Origin of the sequence: Nitratireductor sp. GISD-1A_MAKvit, from assembly GCF_040819555.1 — a bacterium.
Taxonomy (GTDB): Bacteria; Pseudomonadota; Alphaproteobacteria; order Rhizobiales; family Rhizobiaceae; genus Nitratireductor.
The window spans coordinates 888,731-905,346 of record NZ_CP161920.1; the positions used below are offsets into that span (position 1 = coordinate 888,731).

The 16,616-nt window shown below is 56.7% G+C and carries 13 protein-coding genes, 2 pseudogenes and 1 other annotated feature; of the genes and pseudogenes, 9 read left to right on the forward strand and 6 right to left on the reverse strand.

Annotation, left to right across the window (positions count from 1 at the left end; all coding sequences use genetic code 11):
• Positions 1 to 93 precede the first annotated feature (93 nt).
• A pseudogene (locus AB2N04_RS05550) lies at positions 94 to 1,084 on the reverse strand (TAXI family TRAP transporter solute-binding subunit).
• Between the two features lie 218 nt (positions 1,085 to 1,302).
• On the opposite strand from AB2N04_RS05550, the gene AB2N04_RS05555 reads away from it, so the two are divergent.
• Positions 1,303 to 1,698 carry a VOC family protein gene (locus tag AB2N04_RS05555; protein ID WP_367717586.1) on the forward strand — a complete coding sequence of 132 codons (396 nt, stop codon included), beginning with the start codon at positions 1,303 to 1,305 and terminating at the stop codon, positions 1,696 to 1,698.
• A 364-nt stretch (positions 1,699 to 2,062) separates the two neighbouring features.
• Positions 2,063 to 3,337: a site-specific integrase gene (locus AB2N04_RS05560; protein WP_094514284.1), complete on the forward strand. Its 1,275-nt coding sequence runs from the start codon at positions 2,063 to 2,065 to the stop codon at positions 3,335 to 3,337.
• Between the two features lie 329 nt (positions 3,338 to 3,666).
• On the opposite strand, the gene AB2N04_RS05565 is transcribed toward AB2N04_RS05560, so the two are convergent.
• Both AB2N04_RS05565 and AB2N04_RS05570 read right to left on the reverse strand, forming a co-directional pair.
• On the reverse strand, positions 3,667 to 5,658 hold the full coding sequence (locus AB2N04_RS05565; RefSeq protein ID WP_094514408.1) for a heme lyase CcmF/NrfE family subunit: 1,992 nt from the start codon (positions 5,656 to 5,658) through the stop codon (positions 3,667 to 3,669).
• Between the two features lie 627 nt (positions 5,659 to 6,285).
• Positions 6,286 to 7,517 (reverse strand): IS3 family transposase gene (locus tag AB2N04_RS05570; RefSeq protein WP_367717588.1). Its coding sequence is split into 2 segments (ribosomal slippage): positions 6,286 to 7,226 and positions 7,226 to 7,517, totalling 1,233 coding nucleotides; the frame shifts between segments, so codons are not numbered across the junction.
• Positions 7,117 to 7,233: a sequence feature (AL1L pseudoknot), on the reverse strand. It overlaps the preceding gene by 117 nt.
• Positions 7,518 to 7,568: 51 nt before the next feature.
• On the opposite strand from AB2N04_RS05570, the gene AB2N04_RS05575 reads away from it, so the two are divergent.
• The 4 genes from AB2N04_RS05575 to AB2N04_RS05590 all read left to right on the forward strand — a co-directional run bounded on the left by AB2N04_RS05575 (position 7,569) and on the right by AB2N04_RS05590 (position 10,939).
• Positions 7,569 to 8,879, forward strand: coding sequence for a cell wall hydrolase (locus AB2N04_RS05575; protein ID WP_367717590.1), 1,311 nt, complete (start codon positions 7,569 to 7,571; stop codon positions 8,877 to 8,879).
• 16 nt (positions 8,880 to 8,895) lie between these two features.
• Positions 8,896 to 9,504: an isoprenylcysteine carboxylmethyltransferase family protein gene (locus AB2N04_RS05580; RefSeq protein ID WP_235819914.1), complete on the forward strand. Its 609-nt coding sequence runs from the start codon at positions 8,896 to 8,898 to the stop codon at positions 9,502 to 9,504.
• 315 nt (positions 9,505 to 9,819) lie between these two features.
• Positions 9,820 to 10,176 (forward strand): zf-TFIIB domain-containing protein, encoded by a 357-nt coding sequence (locus AB2N04_RS05585; RefSeq protein WP_094514287.1) that lies wholly within the window; start codon positions 9,820 to 9,822, stop codon positions 10,174 to 10,176.
• A 19-nt stretch (positions 10,177 to 10,195) separates the two neighbouring features.
• A complete protein-coding gene (locus tag AB2N04_RS05590; RefSeq protein WP_094514289.1) occupies positions 10,196 to 10,939 on the forward strand; it encodes a DsbA family protein in 744 nt (247 codons plus the stop codon).
• 901 nt (positions 10,940 to 11,840) lie between these two features.
• Here AB2N04_RS05590 and mntR read toward each other — a convergent pair.
• Positions 11,841 to 12,323: a manganese-binding transcriptional regulator MntR gene (gene mntR, locus AB2N04_RS05595; protein ID WP_328589803.1), complete on the reverse strand. Its 483-nt coding sequence runs from the start codon at positions 12,321 to 12,323 to the stop codon at positions 11,841 to 11,843.
• Between the two features lie 175 nt (positions 12,324 to 12,498).
• Here mntR and AB2N04_RS05600 point away from each other — a divergent pair.
• Positions 12,499 to 13,756, forward strand: a pseudogene (locus tag AB2N04_RS05600) (Nramp family divalent metal transporter).
• Positions 13,757 to 13,892: 136 nt separating this feature from the next.
• Positions 13,893 to 14,810, forward strand: coding sequence for a cation diffusion facilitator family transporter (locus tag AB2N04_RS05605; protein ID WP_094514292.1), 918 nt, complete (start codon positions 13,893 to 13,895; stop codon positions 14,808 to 14,810).
• Positions 14,811 to 14,822: 12 nt separating this feature from the next.
• Here the strand turns inward: AB2N04_RS05605 and AB2N04_RS05610 are convergent, their stop codons facing one another.
• The gene (locus AB2N04_RS05610; RefSeq protein ID WP_094514293.1) at positions 14,823 to 15,563 is read right to left on the reverse strand and encodes a cytochrome c biogenesis CcdA family protein; all 741 of its coding nucleotides are present in this window, start codon (positions 15,561 to 15,563) and stop codon (positions 14,823 to 14,825) included.
• A gap of 119 nt (positions 15,564 to 15,682) precedes the next feature.
• On the opposite strand from AB2N04_RS05610, the gene AB2N04_RS05615 reads away from it, so the two are divergent.
• Positions 15,683 to 16,399, forward strand: a complete 717-nt coding sequence (locus AB2N04_RS05615; RefSeq protein WP_235819902.1) for a heparan-alpha-glucosaminide N-acetyltransferase — start codon at positions 15,683 to 15,685, stop codon at positions 16,397 to 16,399.
• A gap of 76 nt (positions 16,400 to 16,475) precedes the next feature.
• Here the strand turns inward: AB2N04_RS05615 and cydX are convergent, their stop codons facing one another.
• Complete coding sequence (gene cydX, locus AB2N04_RS05620) at positions 16,476 to 16,589, reverse strand: cytochrome bd-I oxidase subunit CydX (RefSeq protein ID WP_094514295.1); 114 nt, start codon at positions 16,587 to 16,589, stop codon at positions 16,476 to 16,478.
• Positions 16,590 to 16,616 lie beyond the last annotated feature (27 nt).

Sequence of the window (16,616 nt, forward strand, 5' to 3'; positions counted from 1 at the left end):
TCATGATAACAGCATTTCGATGGCGGATAGAGATGGACCCGGCCTGTGATCAGACAGGTCGGGTCCATTGTTCGTCATCGAGTTTTCTGAGCGTTATTCGCTCAGCACGCCCGCTTCGCGGTAGAATTTCTCCGCACCGGGGTGGAGCGGGATGCCAACACCGTCAAGCGCGGTTTCCTTCGTGATCTGACGGCCCTTGAGGTGGCCGGCATCGAGAAGCTTGCGGGTGTTGTCGTTCCACAGAGCCTTGGTGATCTCGTAGATGAGTTCTTCAGGCTGATCCGCACTGGTGATCCACTGTGCACCGACGGAAAGGGTGGTCACGTCTCCGTCAACACCTTCATAGGTGCCGCCTGGCACGGTGTTGGCTGCAAAGAAGCCATGCTCGCCGGTGACCTTGCCTGCTTCATCACCGTCAATCGAGACGAGCGTGATGTCGTGCTGGCTGGCCAGCTCGGCAATGGCGCCGGCCGGGAAGCCGCCGACAAAGAAGAAGGCATCCATCGCGCCGTCGCGCATACGCTCTGCGGCCTGATCAGGCTTGAGGTAGTGGGCTTCGACATCCTTTTCGGTAAGGCCATAGGCATCGAGGATGATGCGGGCATCGACGAGGGTGCCGGAGCCCGGCTCATCGAGCGAGACGCGCTTGCCCTTCAGGTCATCCACGCTGTCGATGCCGCTTTCGGCACTTGCGACAAGGTGAATGGTCTCGGGATAGAGGTTGGCGATCGCACGCAGCTTCTCGACCGGCTCGCGGTCTTCCCAGATGCCGGTGCCGCTATGGGCCCAGGTGGCCACATCCGACTGCGAGAAACCGGATTCGAGCGAGCCGCCGGCAATGGCGTTGACATTTGCCACCGAGCCGTTGGCCGAAAGGGGCCGTGGCGATCAGGCCGGGCACACCGCACGAACCGCCTTCCTCGCAGGGGCGCGAGCCGGGTGGATTGGAAATCGCATTGGCGATGAGACCGCCAATCGGATAGTAGGTTCCGGCGGTGCCGCCGGTGCCGATGCGGAAAAACTGGGGCTGCTGCGCAAGGGCCACGCCGCTCGCAGCCAGGCCGCACAAAACCGCTCCAATAATCGCAAAACGCCGTCTGTTCACATGATCCTCCCGGAAACGAAAAATGAAACTCTCTATGAGCTAGCACTCATTCTGCCAGCCATCAATCTTTGATGATAGCTTATTAATGTGATCTATCACATTTGTGCAGGGACTCGGCCTCTGGCCGGATTTCGAACCGGGGTAAAACAGCCTTGCCCGCGCGGCGAGTGCTGCTGGAACATTTCATTGGAGGCAATTTGGCCAAGTGTATTCACACCATGATCCGCGTCTTGAACGAGGAGAGATCAGTCGCGTTTTACAGGACTGCCTTTGGTCTGGAGGTGGCTGATCGGTTTGACTTTGAGGGTTTCACCCTCGTTTACCTGCGAAATGCTGAAGCCGATTTCGAAGTCGAGCTTACCATAAACAAGGACCGGACAGAGCCTTATGATCAGGGCGATGGCTACGGACATCTGGCGGTGGCGGTGGATGACCTCGACGCGGAGCATGCGCGCTTCAAGGCCGAAGGGCTGGAACCACGCGATGTGGTGGCGTTCGAACGGGAAGGGACGTTGCTGGCGCGATTCTTTTTCGTGCAGGACCCCGATGGATACAAGATCGAGGTGCTGCAGAAGCACGGCCGTTATCGCTGATGTTTCGGGCTGTCTGCCAGTGGCTGGAAGCCCGGTAGATGGCCCCACCCGCTCCCCGCGGCCAGACAGCAAAAAGGCCCGGGAGACCCGAGCCTGTAAGCCGTTCATGTCGCAAGGAAAACTGGAGCGGGCGATGAGATTCGAACTCACGACCCCAACCTTGGCAAGGTTGTTATCTACCCACTCTGCTATATCCAGCACTTGTCTAAGGTACGTTAATATAAGGCAAAACCAGAATTTAGATCGCCGTCTGTCGCCGTTTCATGCCTGCTGATTTCCCTGTGTTGCTTACAATTTGCTTACAAAGCCGAAGGCGTCGTGCTATTGTAAGCAAACTTCGATGATGCAGTTAGGGGAGGTCCTTATGGCCAAACTTACCAAAAGGGCGCTTGAGGCGATGGACCCGCCGGCAAAAGGCAAGCAGTCTTTTCTATGGGACAGCGAATTGCGTGGCTTCGGGGTACGCCTGCTCCCCTCAGGTCTGCAAACATTCATTTTGCAGTACCGCAACACTGCCAACAAAGAGCGGCGTATCAACCTTGGTCGTTTCGGCGTGATTACCGTCGAACAAGCAAGAGACAAGGCGAGGATCAAGCTTGGCGCCATTGCCGCTGGAGAGGATCCGGCCGACACGGATGATGATCCCCACCATCAGGCAACTGTTGCGATGCTCTGCGACTGGTACCTTACAGAGGCGGAAGCGGGACGCATCCTTGGACGCCGCAATCGACCGATCAAGAAGTCGACACTTGGCATGGACAAGAGTCGCATCGAAACGCACATCAAGCCGCTCTTGGGCGATCGCCTGGCTCACACCCTGAAGGTCGCCGACATCGAAGGCATGCAATCCGACATCGTTGCCGGAAAGACAGCCAAATCGAGAGGCAAAGGCCGCGGCGGCGTTGCCGCCGGCGGGCCTGGCGTTGCGTCTCGGGCAGTCGGGACACTTCAGGCTATCCTTGGTCATGCTGCCCGTCTCGGCAAGATCGAGAATCATCCAAGCCGTGGTGCGCGAAAGCTCGCGGGCAAAAGGAAGACCCGACGCCTGAGTGTGGCTGAGATCAAGAAGCTTGGCATGGCAATGCGGCATGCGGAGCGCAATGGCGAACATCCTGTTGGCCTCGCAATCGTCCGGCTTCTTTTGCTCACGGGTTTTCGTATTTCCGAAGGCCAAGCGATGCAGCGCGCCTGGATTCACGCGGATGCAGGCTACATTAGTTTTCCCGATACCAAGGGGGACGCACAGGTCCGCGCGATCGGACCTGCTGCAGCGAAGCTAATTGCCAGCCAGCCGGTGCAACAGAACTGTCCCTATGTCTTCCCGTCTGATGTCGGCGACGGCCATTTCACAGCTAGTAAGGCATGCTTAGCTAGACTTTGTGCAAGCGTTGGAATTGAGGGCGTAACACCCCATACTCTACGACACACGTTCGGAAGCGTTGCGGGAGATCTTGGATTCTCCGAATTGACGATCCGGGCGTTGCTCGGCCATGCGGCCCAGAGTGTAACTCAGGGCTATGTTCATATCGATGAGGCGCTGAAACTCGCGGTCACGCGCACATGTGACGAGATCGCGTCGCTGTTGGACAGTTCGGAGGAGAAGGCGTTCCTAAACGCTGAAGAGTTTCAAGCCGCGTGAGGCCAGGCCAGAGTGAATTGAGGTGGTGCCGGCTGGTGAGACAGTCTGGCGGCTTGGCTCAGGTGGATCGGGTTCGTTTCTCCCCGCTAATCGCTCCGTCATTTGTGCCGTAGCATAGACCTCGTCGGGCGTCTTGCCGCCGAAGGTCGAGTGTGAGCGTCGCTGGTTAGCCGTGTCCGTCAATTCGGCGAGATGATAGACGGTGGTCTCGATGACTCCAGACATTATGTTTGCCTCCCTCCCAAGCGGTGGGAAGCCATCCGTGTGCCTAGATCCAGTCGACCGTCTCGCTGGTGGCAAGATCGAGCACATGAAACAGGGGGCTGAATCTATGATGCTACAGCCTTCACCGGGACGGCACTTTTCAGTTTGCGCGCTGAAGGTACCCCGACTCGCAGTCTTCGATCCAAAAGTGATAGAGTGCCGCCCAGCATCATAACCGCACCGCCAAGCCAGATAAGCAAAATCAGCGGTTTCCACCATGCGCGCACCACTAGACCGCCGCCGGGTGTGACGTCGCCTATTGATACGTAGAGCTGGCTAAAGCCACGCGTAGCAATTCCAGCCTCGGTGGTCGGCATTTGGCGCGCAGTGTAGAGCCTCTTTGATGAGGTGATTTCACCCCGGAGGCGACCAGCCTTATCGAAGTATTCAAACTGAGCTCGATCCTCGGAAAAATTCGGCCCCTGATAGGGCGAAATGCCTTTGTAACTGAGTGTATAGGCCGCGATCGTCAATGTATCGCCGGGACGCATGACGACAATCCGCTCGATTTCCAACGATGTGACGGCGACGATGCCCAGCACCGTAACGCCCAGCCCGAGATGTGCTAAGGCCGTCCCATAGATCGAGCGCGTCAAACCCTTTAAGCGTCTCCAGACGACTGAGAGTCTGAGGTTTCCTATGCCAGATTTGAGTGCGATGTCGGTAAGCGACCCGAACATCAACCAGAATGCGAGCCCCACTCCAAAGGCGGCCAACGCGTTGGTTCCATCAACCATGAAGAAGCCTATGAGTGCCGCCAGCAGCGCTGCTCCCAAGGCAACGTACAAGCGTTGCGAGACGGCATAGAGATCGCCACGCTTCCAGGCAAGAAGAGGGCCGAGCGGGACCACAAGCAACAACGGAACCACCAGCGGGACAAAGGTTAGATTGAAGAAGGGGGCGCCAACTGAAATCTTTTCGCCGGTTACCACCTCGAGCGCGAGCGGATAGAGCGTCCCGATCAGGACCGTCGCGGCTGCGGTTGCCAGAAAAAGGTTGTTGAAAACCAGGGCTCCCTCGCGCGAAATCGGATGAAACAGCCCGCCGGGCGCCAACCTATTGGCGCGCAGCGCGAATAGGGATAGCGCACCTCCAATAAACATTATGAGGATCATCAGGATAAAGACGCCTCGTGCAGGATCGCTGGCGAAAGCATGAACCGACGTCAAAACCCCCGATCGGACGAGAAAGGTTCCCAGCAACGAAAGCGAGAAGGTGAGAATAGACAGCAAGAGCGTCCAGATTCTCAGGGCCGAGCGCTTTTCCATCACCACTGCGGAATGCAGCAATGCGGTACCCGCCAACCAAGGCAGGAAAGATGCGTTTTCCACGGGATCCCAGAACCACCAACCTCCCCAACCAAGTTCGTAATACGCCCAGTAAGAGCCCATCGAGATCCCGCCGGTTAGGAATATCCAGGCAGTGAGCGTCCATGGCCGAACCCAGCGCGCCCACGCAGCGTCGATCTTTCCCTCAACGAGAGCAGCAACGGCAAAGCTGAAGCAAACCGAGAAGCCAACATAACCCAAGTAAAGAAGTGGCGGATGTATCGCGAGGCCGATGTCCTGAAGTATCGGATTGAGATCTCGCCCCTCGACAGGCGCGGGATTAATCCGAATGAAAGGATTCGACGTCGTCAGGATGAAGAGCAGAAACGCCGCTGCAATCAACCCTTGCACCGAAAGCACATTCGCCCGAAGCGTCGGTGGCAGATTATTGCTAAACCAAGCCACTAACGCACCGAATAATGTAAGAATCAGGACCCATAAAAGCATCGATCCCTCGTGATTTCCCCACACACCTGTGATTTTAAATAGCATTGGCTTTGCAGAATGCGAATTCGCCCAAACATTTGCTACCGAGAAATCTGACTGAACGTAGGCGGACGTCAGTGCGACAAATGACAGCGTAGTGAGTAGGAAACACATCGTCGCAGCCGGGCCTGCAACGGCTGCCAATCTGGAATCACCAAACTGAGTACCGGCAAGCGGAACGGCGAATTGTATGGCGGCCAACGAGAAGGCCAGCACCAGCGCAAAATGCCCAAGCTCAACAATCATACCGTCGCTCCCGCAGGACATCTTCCAGCCCCTCGCTTCATGAGAGGCGAGCAAATCAAAAATACTTGACGAAACAAGCAGTGGCCGGGAACGGTAGCATCTCGAGTTGGATGAGGTTCAAGTCCCCTGCCGAGAATAATTCCCTACCGGGATCGCTAATCCAGAAATCGCGGTAGAGCACCGACTCGAGGCAACAAGGGGCCGTGGTCTCGTGATGGTGTGTCCGACCGCCTCGAACGCTTCCACTACCCTGAGACATCACCATGGATGCGGTTCTATCGCGCAGCTCTGACGAATAGGAGCATCAAAAAATCCCGCGCCACCTGCGCGTTCGCAAGCGGCATCAGGACGCGCTTCAGAAGTTCGTCATTACCTCGACACTTCCGATGCCGAAGCTAGCTCAATGGTTCCGCGCTTTGTCGGCTCAGAAAATACTATTATCGCCTGCAATCCTGAGGTTCTCATCGCGGCACGTCGTAGCCAGCACCTTTGACAGCCTCGAAAATAACACCTTGGGACACCTTGCCACCGTCGTGTTTTACGAGTGCGCTTTGGTCGATCAGCGAAACCTTCACAGCGTCGATGTGAACCGCCCCGGGTTTGCCGGAGGCCTTCTGGTTTAAGTTATGCCGCGATGGCCGGTTCTTCCAGCATGGCGTAGTAGCGCTCCTCGGCTTCGGCCGGCGGGATGTTGCCGATGGGCTCCAGCAGCCGGCGGTTGTTGAACCAGTCGACCCAGGTCAGCGTGGCGAACTCGACGGCCTCGAAGCTTCGCCATGGCCCGCGCCGATGGATGACCTCGGCCTTGTAGAGGCCGTTGATCGTCTCGGCCAGCGCGTTGTCGTAGCTGTCGCCGACACTGCCCACAGACGGTTCGATGCCGGCTTCGGCGAGACGCTCGGTATAGCGGATGCTGACATATTGCGATCCGCGGTCCGAATGATGAACCAGACCACCGCGATGAACGGGGCGGCGTTCGTGCAAGGCCTGTTCGAGAGCGTCGAGCACAAAGCTCGCATGGGCGGTCCTGCTCACCCGCCAGCCGACGATACGACGGGCGTAGGCGTCGATGACGAAGGCCACGTAAACGAAGCCCGACCAGGTGCTGACATAGGTGAAATCCGAGAGCCAGAGCATGTTCGGGGCCGGCGCGTGGAAGACCCGGTTCACGCGGTCAAGCGGGCACGGCGCGGCCTTGTCCTGCACCGTGGTGCGGATCGGCTTGCCACGAATGACGCCGTGAAGGCCGAGGTCGGCCATCAACCGCTCGACCGTGCAGCGCGCGACATCAAAGCCCTCGCGCAGCATCTGCCGCCAGACCTTCCTCGCGCCGTAGACCTCGAAGTTCTCGGCGAAGACGCGTTCGATCGCCGGTTTGAGCTCCAGGTCCCGCTTCGCCCGCGCCGACAGCTTCGCGGGATCAGTGCGCTTGGCGACATGATCGTGATAGGTCGATGGGGCGATCGGCAGCACCTTGCAGATCGGCTCGACCCCATGCGCCTCGCGGTGATCGTCGATGAACGCGATCATCGTTTGAATGGGCGGTCGAGCTCCGCCTGGGCAAAATAAGCGCTAGCCTTGCGCAGGATCTCATTGGCCTGTCGGAGTTCGCGGTTCTCCCGCTCAAGAGCCTTTATCTTCTCGGCCGTGTCCGTCGGCAAGCCGGCCCTCTTGCCGGTATCGATCTCGGCCCTCTTTACCCAATCCAGCAGAGTGTGCGCCGAGCAGCCGATCTTTGCCGCTATCGACTGGCAGGCGGTCCAGCGCGAAGAATGATCAGCCTCGTGATCGAATACCAACCGCACCGCACGCTCGCGCACCTCAGGGGAAAACTTGTTCGTCGTTTTGCTCGTCATGGCTCCATCCTATTGGGAAGTTGGAGCCTCCGGCAAACCCGGGGCGGTTCAATGTTGAACAACTGCCGCACTGCTCTCTCGATGGTAAAGGCGCAGTTGGGCATATGGATCAGCCATGATATCGCGACGTGCAGTCGCACTGGTGTTAACTTTCTATCAAGGTTAACACTCGATTCTTTTCCGCGTGTGGGCATTCGGAGGAATGAGATTTTGCGGTCGAAATCGAAGGTCGCTGCCCAGCGACGATCATTGGGTGGTCGCCAGCGGGTGCTTGCAGTTCTCTGCGCGAGTTGGCTGGTATTCGGTTTTGCGTCGCCCACCGGGATCCGGGACGCTAAATCCGAACGTGAGATCGGTCCGACCGCAGATCGGTGGGCGGCCTATGTCGAGCGATCCGACAACTGTTCCCATTTGCAGGAGCTCCGCCTGCGCAACGCAAATATTCCCGGTGACGTCGGAAATCTGGATCTGGTAGTCCCGAGCCAGCGCATTAATTTGCCTGTAGAACGAGAACTCTCCCTCACATCTCAGCGAGTGGTCGAAGAAACAAAGAAGCCGCGCCTCCTTAGCGTGGCATCCCGAACAAGCCCGGAGGTTCGGTTCGCCAGGCAGACGTTGGCCGCCCGCCTGTTCGCATCGGAAACTGACACGGCTTATCTTCTAAGAGGATTTGCAAACCAATCTGATCCTGAAATCGCGGCTAGTCAATCGACTTTTCATAGCCCGTCGGACGATCGTCTCGTCGGAATACCACAGGTTCTTGCTGAACTGGTCAACAACGATGGCGCAGACATCCTGGCCACAGCTTATACCCCAAAGGACGGGTTCCATGCTTCATCCGGTGCCTTCGCAGTACTGCTGGGGACCGATGAGGAAGCCGGTCGCTTCGTCCCGCCCACGACGGAAGGTGACCACGATTGGATGAAGCAGCCCCTACCGAAATCCGTCTTTTCAAGCGCCGAGCAAAAGTGCCTTGCAACCGCGATCTATTTCGAGGCTAGGGGCGAGGAGGTTAAGGGCCAGGCCGCGGTCGCGCAGGTCATTCTCAATCGTGTGCGTAACCCTGCATATCCAGCAAGCGTCTGCAACGTAGTTTATCAAAACGACAGCTGGGTCAACAGATGCCAGTTTTCCTTTGCCTGCGACGGCATTCCAGATGTCATTGCAGATCGACGCGCGTATGGTCTGGCAAAGGATGTGGCGATGGCAGTCACCGGTGGGAAGATCTTCTTACCCGAAGTCGCGTCATCGACCCATTACAATGCCACCTACGTTAGCCCGCGTTGGGCTCGCTCCATGGAGCGCATGACCCAAATCGGATCGCATATTTTTTATCGCACCTTTGGTGGTGGCTGGAGCTAGATAACTGTTGAAGTCGATGCATGCGAAGTCGCCGGTCGAGCGAAAAAGAACCTTGGTTACCTGGCTGTTGGCTCCAGCGTGGCTGACCATGCTCATTGCAACTCAGCCGGAAGGTTTTGAAACACTTGGCTACAGCCTGGTCGAGTTTCTTGGTTTCTTTCTGGTCTTTGCGGCAGTCCTTGGCCGGCTCTGGTGCACCTTATACATCGGTGGACGAAAGGATCTGGATTTATGCCAAAGCGGTCCGTATTCGCTCAGCAGAAATCCGCTCTATTTTTTCTCCTTCCTTGGGCTGATTGGAGTATGCCTTGCGGCACAGAATATTTCTTTGGCGGTGATAAGCGCCGTCGTGTTTTTTGGTTACTACAGATCTGTGATCAAGAATGAAGAGAAGAGGCTCCTTAGCCTGTTTGGGACGGATTATATTTTGTACATGGCCCGCGTCCCGCGTTTCTTTCCGCGCCGCTATATTCCGGAAAATGAGGATATTCTTCTTGTCCAGTCCCAAGCATTCATTCGGTCGCTAAAAGACGTCAGCTGGTTCCTCGCCGGTATCGTCGGCATTGAAGTGATTGAAGAGCTGCGACAGGCGGCTGTGATTTCTGGTTGGCAGCTCCCATTGTAGAGCAAGCTCTTGCACGCCGCCCTCATCTGCCACCGCTTCTTTCCTCGTTTTGTCCTCGAAGGGCCCGCCTTGGAGAAGGCTGAGTTGCTCGGAGGCCTTGTGCCTAGTGGCCTTGGATCGATGATCCTGATTAAGCATCTGTTGTAGGTGTAACGGACTGCAAATTGAGCCGGTGTCCAAACGCCGGCAGCAGCGCTGTCGTGTTTGAGCAGCATATTGCGACATTTGCACACTTGAACCTCAACCTGCTGGAGGTCTTACGTTATGGCAACTGGGTGCTCTGGTCGCCCGCACAAGCTTGCCAGGAGACAACGAATGCTAGAAACTTCCCAGGGAGTCGGTGAGAAAGGCCACGGCCTTCTTTGCCCACTTTGCAGGGTCGACCTCGTCATGAGCGAGAGACAAGCCATTGAGATCGACTATTGCCCAAAATGTCGGGGGGTATGGCTGGATCGAGGGGAACTCGACAAAATCATCGAGCGCAGCGCGGCTGAAGATGCTCCGTATCCTCAGCAACAGCTAGATCGCGGGCGTATACAAACGCCTGCACGCAATGCATCCAGTGACTGCCGCGAAGATCATCGCCGCGACTATAGCGACCATGACCGCCATGGCTATGGCGGTCACCACGGCCGAAGGCATGGCTCATTCCTCGGCCGATTGTTCGACTAACACCGAGGGGGGATGAATCATGAAGGTTGCGCGTATGGACCGGCTGAGCTGCTTCGCTTTCGCGATGCTGTTAGCGTCCTCGCCAGCGTTCGCTCAAACAGTCGATCGCGGCGAGGTCGAAAAGATCGTCCGCGAATACATCTTGCAAAATCCCGAGATCATCGAGGAAGCGCTTGGGGAGCTTGAAAAGCGGAACCAAGCGGCCCAAGCCCAAGCCAGGTCACAGACTGTACAGGCGGAAGCAGATCCGCTGCTCCGCTCAGGCGATGACGTAATCCTAGGAAATCTGGATGGGGACGCAACGCTGGTCGAATTCTTCGACTTTAACTGCGGCTACTGCAAGCGGGCAGCCCCAGACGTCAAAGCACTCGTGGACGAGGATCCCAAACTGCGGGTCGTACTCAAGAATTTTCCGATTCTTGGGCCGGGTTCGGTCGAGGCAGCGAAGGTGGCGCTTTCCGTAAGCCGCTTGAAAGGCAACTCTGTCGCTGCCGATTTCCATGTCAAACTGATGGATATGCAGGGACAAATAAACGGTGACCGTGCGTTGGGTCTGGCAGAGGAGATGGGCCTTGATCGCAAACAGTTATCTGAAGAGATGGCCAAGCCTGCGGTGGAGAGCATCATCTCCGATAACATCGCACTTGCGCAACGCCTTGGGCTGACGGGTACGCCTTCGTTCATTGCCGGTGAGCAGATCATCGAGGGGGCAGTCGGAAAGAAACCCCTTGCTGATGCAATCGAAACGGCTCGCCAAAAGTGAGCTTTGGAAGCGGGTATGCCGCCGGTTGGATATGACCAATAAGCGGACTGAGTTTTAGCGTTTCAATTTGAGCACGCTCCGACACGACCATTCTAGTAATACGCGAGGCGGCTCGTTTATGTCTGCAGCCATTAAGATTTCGGATAGATGTTTCATGCACTGCAGCATTTGATTTTCCTGCGCCAGCGGGCACTCAATCCCCTATATGTGGGAACTATCTTTTCCTTCGGCACCGCTAGGCTCAGGACTTTGGTAACGGGGCCGTCCCAGTCAAGCGATTTTGGGCGAGCGTAATTGTCCGCCCGCAGGCGGACGTGGCGGCGGCTTGATGCTGAGCGGCGCAGTGTGTGCTTAATCGGCATGGCCTTCAAGGCGCCCTTGACCTGCCGAGTTTCCATCAAAACGACGTCCAGACCTGCCTCGGACAATCCGCGATGAAGCCATTGCGACAAGGGGCCGGCCTCGAGGGCCGATGGCGACGATGCTTCCATTCTGCTCTCCGATCCAACTCGCGAGCGTCTCGGGCTCACTGGCGACCTGTGGCTCCTTCACGATCTTCCCGTGTTCGCTGACCACGCAGATCGCGGTCTTCGCCAACGACACATCTAACCCGACAAACAGTCTCATCCCGCAGTCCTCCTTCTGGATCCGATACGGGAACAGCGACAGCTTATCCGTGCCATCTGGCGCTCGTTTAGCAGAAACAAATCACTCATCACGGCCTTCTTCAACGGAACCGTGAATCACATCGGATTGGTTGAGGAAAAAGAGAGCCGATAACAAAATATGGATACCCTTTGTCCAAGACATCTAGTTGCAAACAATGATTGCAATTCAGGGAAAGTAGATTATTTTGTGTAATTTCAGAGATTCAGGCAAAGTATTGTGTGCTCAATTTCTTTCATTTTGATTTGATGTCTGCTAAATATTTTTCGAATGCAGTGAGAGTTTGATTTGACACGTGATGTTCGATGCCTTCGCCGTCAATCTCCGCTGTTTCCTCTGGCACTCCAAGGGCGACGAGGAATTGAACGACGATGAGGTGGCGTGACCGTACACGGTCCGCGAGCTGCTTGCCTTCGTCGGTCAGGAATATCCCGCGATAGGGCCTTGACGTTGCCAGACCCTGGCGTTTCAGTCTTGCGACAGCCTTGGTTGCGGTAGGTTGCGCCACGCCCATTCGCGCGGCGATGTCTGCAACTCTTGCCTCTCCATTGATTTCAATAAGGTCGCCGATCATCTCGACATAGTCTTCGATGAGAGCGCTTGCTTGACATTCCCGGACATGTGCGAAGCGACGCGCGTGCTGGGCGGGGCGAGGCGGTGAGTTATTTGACTTTGTCATCAGTAGCTGTTGGTCACCTAGTTGGAGAGATGAGCCCATGGCTCAAATTTAGCCAAGGGTAAAATTGTTTCCGAAAATAGGCAAACTCGAGGTTTTCATCATGCATGAAGCTTATTAGATTGCCCTATTGAACTAAATATAGCATAGGCTATAACGCCACGCGCAACGGCATTTGGATACCGTCATGTACGATACAGAGCGCACGCGTAACGGGATGGCTGAAGTGCTTTCCGGCCAACGTCGCGGCTTTACCAGCCGCCTCCTTTTTGTCGGACCGGCAGTGATCGCCTCAATCGCCTATGTTGATCCGGGCAATTTCGCAACCAACATCCAGGCCGGCGCAGGCTATGGGTACCAGTTACTCTGGGTCGTGCTTCTCGCAAACCTTATCGCCATGCTTTTCCAGGCACTGTCCGCCCGCCTTGGCATCGTGACGGGGAAGAACCTTGCTGAAATGTCCCGGGACCGGTTCCCCGCACCAGTGGTCTGGGTGATGTGGGTGGTCAGCGAAGTGGCGGCCATGGCGACGGATCTGGCCGAGTTTCTCGGTGGTGCGATCGGTCTGGCGCTGCTCTTCGACCTTCCCATATTCTGGGGCATGTCGGTTACGGCCATAGTGACGTATGGCATACTGATATTTGAGAAACATGGTTTCAGGCCGATGGAGCTTATCATCGGCTCGATGGTCGCGATCATTGGCCTTTGTTACCTCATCGAATTGGTGATAGCCCCTGTCGACTGGACAGAGGCCGCTACAGGTCTGATTACGCCGCAGCTTCCGGACGCGGCCCGCATTGACCATCGCAGTGGGAATCATTGGCGCTACGGTGATGCCGCACGCCATCTACCTGCATTCGAGCCTCACTCAGTCCCGCGTCCAGATCCGGAACGAGAATGATCGCCGCAAGGTACTGCGTTACTCCAACATTGAGGTTGTGGTTGCCCTCGCCATCGCAGGCATGGTGAATATGGCGATGGTTATCATGGCCGCAAGCGCCTTTCATCAAGGCAACAGCGACGTTGCCGAGATCGAGACTGCCTACCATATGCTGACACCGCTGCTCGGTACGGCAGCCGCTTCCGTGTTTCTCGTTTCCCTGATTACCTCGGGCGTTTCAAGTTCCGTGGTCGGCACCATGGCGGGTCAAACAATCATGCAGGGCTTTCTGCATTTCCATGTCCCGATATGGCTCCGACGCCTCGTGACAATGCTGCCTGCCTTCGTGGTCGTTGCCATGGGCGTCAACCCGACCCAGGCCTTGGTGATGAGCCAGGTCGTTTTGTCGATTGCCCTACCCGTGCCGATGATCGCTTTGATCATTTTCACCTCGCGACGGGATGTGATGGGTAGTTACGCCATGCGGCCGGCCACGAAATGGCTTGCGTTCGTCGGAGCCACGATCGTTCTCGCACTTAATTTTACATTGCTTGCGAGTGTTTTTGGCATCCGCGTTCCGTTTATGGCGATCTAAGAGACCGCATAGAATTCAGTAGGACGAGTCCGTGCGCGGAACGTTCGCGTTAGATACAGTTCAGATGACTATCATCCTCGGTTGAAGCCGAATTTAATTTCCAACCGGAAGTGAGACCCTGGAGGGGACCTAGAGAATGAATTCGCAAATCCACGGGCCGAATGATGGGCATGATCACGGAACGGCGGTGACAGCCGGCAATGAGCGGCGTATTCGGCTCGTCTTCATCTTCACTGCCGGTTACGCCGCTGTGCAGGCAATCGGCGGTTGGCTCTCCGGTTCGCTCGCACTGATCGCGGACTCCGGTCACATGGTGTCGGACGCGGCAGCACTACTTCTTGCGCTGATCGCCTATCGGGTAGCTCGCCGGCCTGCGGACAATAGCCGGACATACGGATTCCACCGCGTGCGCGTCCTTGCCGCGCTGGCAAACGGGGCGAGCCTGCTTCTTCTGGTCGCATGGATCGCGTGGGAAGCTGTTGGCCGGATCAACCAGCCAGTGGAGATTCTGGCGGGTCCCATGCTCATTGTCGCGACTATAGGATTACTGGTCAATCTGGGGGGAGCCTGGATTCTCATGCGCGGCTCCCAGGGTGATAGCAACCTTCGTGGAGCCCTTCTCCATGTCGTCGGCGATCTACTGGGATCGGTCGGAGCCATCGCTGCCGCCATCGGCATTATGCTGACGGGTTGGACGGTGCTTGATCCGATCCTTTCGGTTCTGGTGGCGCTGCTTGTCGTTCGCTCGGCTTGGACGCTTGTGAGCGAATCGATCCGTGTGCTTCTGCAGGCGGTGCCGCGGGGGCTGGATGCCAGCAACGTCGAACTGGAACTGAGCAAATTGCCGCAGGTAGAGGAGGCTGGGCATTTTCACGCGTGGACGCTGACGGATGACACTGTGGTCGCCACGGTTCATGTCACGCCGGCAATGGACGGCGATCCGCTTCAGTTGCCGTCTGTAATCACGGCCTGGCTGAAGGAGCGCTACGCGATCGATCATGTAACCGTTCAGGTCGATCCCCGCGGCGCCCTTCGTCGATCCGGTCCTTTATAAAAATTTCAGGGTTCAGCCGATCGACCCGAAAACCGGAAACTTCTCCAGCAGCCAGAATGCGAACCAGGTCATGTAGCCGCTCACCATGGCAAGGCCCATAACAATCATGATGACGCCTGCGGTCACCTGCAACGCTCGACCAGTTTTACGTAGGCCGGGAAGGAATGCGATCAACCGATCTGTGAAAAGCGCGGCCAGAAAGAAGGGTATTCCCAGCCCGAGGGAGTAGAGAGCCAAGAGCGCTACACCATCCAGTGCCGTTGCCGACACAGCGCTGACTGTCAGTATCGCTCCAAGAATCGGGCCAATGCAAGGCGTCCAGCCGAACGCAAATGCCAGACCAAGCAGATATGCGCCCGTCGGCCCGCCTGTTAACAGGCTACCGTGGTAGCGGACATCCCTTTGCAGCATGGGGAGACGCAGAACTCCGGTGGTGAAAAGGCCGAAGATGATGACAATGACACCACCGATGATGCCCGCTTCGTAACTGTAGGCGCGAAGCGACTGACCAAGGGTTGTGGCTCCCGCTCCGAGTATGACGAACACCGTTGAGAAACCGAGGATGAAACATAGGCTCAGCCAGGCGACAGACAGCTTGTCGCGATCCGGATCGCTGCGTTTATCCTGAGTGGCGGTGCCGGCTATGAAGGACACATAGCCGGGCACCAGCGGAAGCACGCACGGCGACAGGAAGGAAACGGCGCCGGCAGCGATTGCCGCCACCACGCCGATATTTGAGATCTCAAAACCCATACCCGCGTATACAACCTCACCCCGCTGGAGGTTCAATGCCCTGCAACAGCGACATCTTGACCCTCTAGCCGGATGAGCTTCTACGAAACGGTTCCGCCGAAAGGAGAATCGATATCGTAATGATAGCCCGTGTTTATATGGTCGATGCGTGGCGCGGTCTGGCAATCGCGGGCGTCGTGCTGTTCCACTTCGTATGGGATCTGGAATTTACTGGCTTCATCTCGGGCGTCGCATACCATCCGCTCTGGCTAGGCTTCGGGCGTCTTCTGGCCGGAAGCTTCATGATGCTGGTCGGGATCAGCCTAGCCTTGTCCTCTCGCTCACGGTTCCGGCCGAGTGCCTATCTGCTTCGCCTTGCGAAAATTGGCGTCGCAGCCGCGGCCATTACGCTGGTGACATGGTATGTTTTTCCGGCGACGTTCATTTACTTCGGCATCTTGCATGCGATCGCTGTTGCGACGTTAGTTGGTACATTATTCCAGCGTACACCTTGGTGGCTAAGTCTTGCTTCTGGCGTTGGCATGCTGGTGGTTCCTTCCTTATGGCAGTCGGAACTCTTTGACACACGTTGGCTTGCCTGGATTGGATTTGCGCAAAATGCACCGCCGAGCAACGATTTCGTACCGATCTTCCCGTGGGTTGGCATTACCCTCATCGGGATTTCTGGAACAAAAGTGCTGGTCGACAAGGGAAAGGTAGGCGCAGTCGATCGTTTCCTTCCAGCCGGTCAGCTAGCCAATGCGCTGATTTGGATGGGGCAGCACAGCCTGGTGATCTACTTGCTGCACCAGCCGATCATGCTAGCGCTCATTATACCGCTTTCTAGGGCCCTCTAGGTCACGGGTTCTAGTTGAGCACATATTCTCTTACAGCGGCCGGCAGGACTTGATCGGTGCCGACGAGGATGATTAGTCAAGGCGATGCATCCTTTTTCTCATTGTCCTCCATCAGCTCGTACCACATGGCGTTAAGGACGGCGAAGGCGGCGGCGAGCGGCAATCCGAGCAGCCAAGCGAAATACCACATGATGGTTCTCCTTTCTTTTGCTTGCAC